Source organism: Streptomyces sp. NPDC059456, from assembly GCF_042750055.1.
GTDB lineage: Bacteria > Actinomycetota > Actinomycetes > Streptomycetales > Streptomycetaceae > Streptomyces.
In genome coordinates this window covers 1-1,536 of record NZ_JBHYVA010001085.1, presented here as the reverse complement: position 1 = coordinate 1,536, position 1,536 = coordinate 1, and the positions used below count along the sequence as shown (strand labels likewise).

Below are 1,536 nucleotides of genomic sequence, written 5' to 3'. Positions count from 1 at the left end.
CCGCCGTTCCACCAGCCGTTCCAGGAACCACCGGCGAAGTCACCGTCCGTGTTGTACCAGTTGCCGTCCTGGCCGATCGCCCCCAGGTGCACGACCTTTCCGGCCACCGACGCCGCGATGTCGAGGGCGTTGAAGCCACCGGTGGGGCCGGCCGTACCCCAGTTCCCCCACTTGCCCGCCGCGTAGTCGGCGTCGAGCTCGACGATCCGGTCGTTGGCGTCGGTGGCGAAGATGTGGTTGACGTGGTCCGCGGTCGTCGCGCTGGTCACCCGCTTCAGACCCGTACCACCATGACCGGTCCACCCGTTCCACTTGCCCGCCGAGTAATCCCCGTCCGCGTTGTACAACTGCCCGTCCGCCCCGACGACCACCAAGTGCACGGTGTTCCCGTCGGAAGACGCCGAAATCGCCTTGGCCTGCGGAGCATCCTTCAGCTGGAACCAGCCCGACCACGCGCCGGCCGCGTAGTCACCGTCGTTCTCGTAGACCCGGTCGTCCCCGCCGATCGCGAACACCCGGTTCACCGAACCCGTCGGGGCACTGGTGATCTCCTTCATCCCGGTGACGCCGAAGTCGCCCCAGCCGCTCCACGAGCCGGCCGCGTAGTCGCCCTCCGCGTTGGCGAGGGCGCCGTCCGGCGCCACCCGCTGAAGGTGGACGGTGTTCTTCGGCCGCGGGGGGCCGGGGCGCACCGGTCCGCCCGTGAACCAGCCCGCGGTACGGGCCTGGTCCAGTGGCGTGAAGAAGGCCCGGGCCAGCTCGGTGTAACCGCGGTCGTTCGGGTGCAGGCCGTCGGCCATCTGCGCGGGGTGGCCGGCGTCCGCCCGGTTGGCGGGGGTCAGCGCGGGCGCGTCCACGAAGCGGAAGTGCCGGCCCGACTGCTGCTGCGCCGCCTCCAGCTCCTTGAGCCGCTGGTTGTAGCGCGCGATGGGCTGGGACAGGTCCTGATAGTTCCAGCCCGGGGTGGAGGGGACGAGACCCTGCACGATCACCGTGGCACCGGGCCGCAAGGCGAAGATCCGGTCGACGAGGTCCCGCGTCTGGTCGGCCGTACGGTCGGGGTCGGCACCCTGGTTGAGGTCGTTGAGACCGATGTGGAGCAGGACGACGTCGGGCGCGGCGGCCGGGATCCAGCGCTCCACGCCCGAACGGACCTGGCCGACGGTGTACCCGGCGTGGCCCTCGTGCTCGGCATCGGCCGTCGGGCCGTGGGCGAGGGAGCCGACGAAGTCCACGGTGTAGCGCGACTGCCCGGCGACCAGCTCGCGCAGCGGCTGGCGGTAGCCGCCGAGGGTCGAGCTGCCCTCGCCGTAGCTGATCGAGTCGCCGAGCGGCATGACGCGGACGGCCGGAAGCTGGCCGGCGGCGGATGCGGGCGCCGAGGTGACGGCGGGCAGCAGTGTGGTGGAGGCGGCGGCGAGCGCGGCGAGTACGGCGATGCGGCGTTTCATGCGGGTCCTCTCCGAGGCGGCGAAGCCGGGCCCCCGCACCGCTCAGCCCCATATCATCGCGGCGTCACATTGCAGGGTCGGGACG

Annotated in this window: 1 protein-coding gene; it reads right to left on the bottom strand. The window is 71.7% G+C overall.

Annotation, left to right across the window (positions count from 1 at the left end; translation table 11 throughout):
• Window positions 1-1,451, bottom strand: a 1,451-nt coding sequence (locus ACFXA3_RS42350) for a GDSL-type esterase/lipase family protein (protein ID WP_385196838.1), incomplete at its 3' end; no start/stop codon positions are given.
• Window positions 1,452-1,536 lie beyond the last annotated feature (85 nt).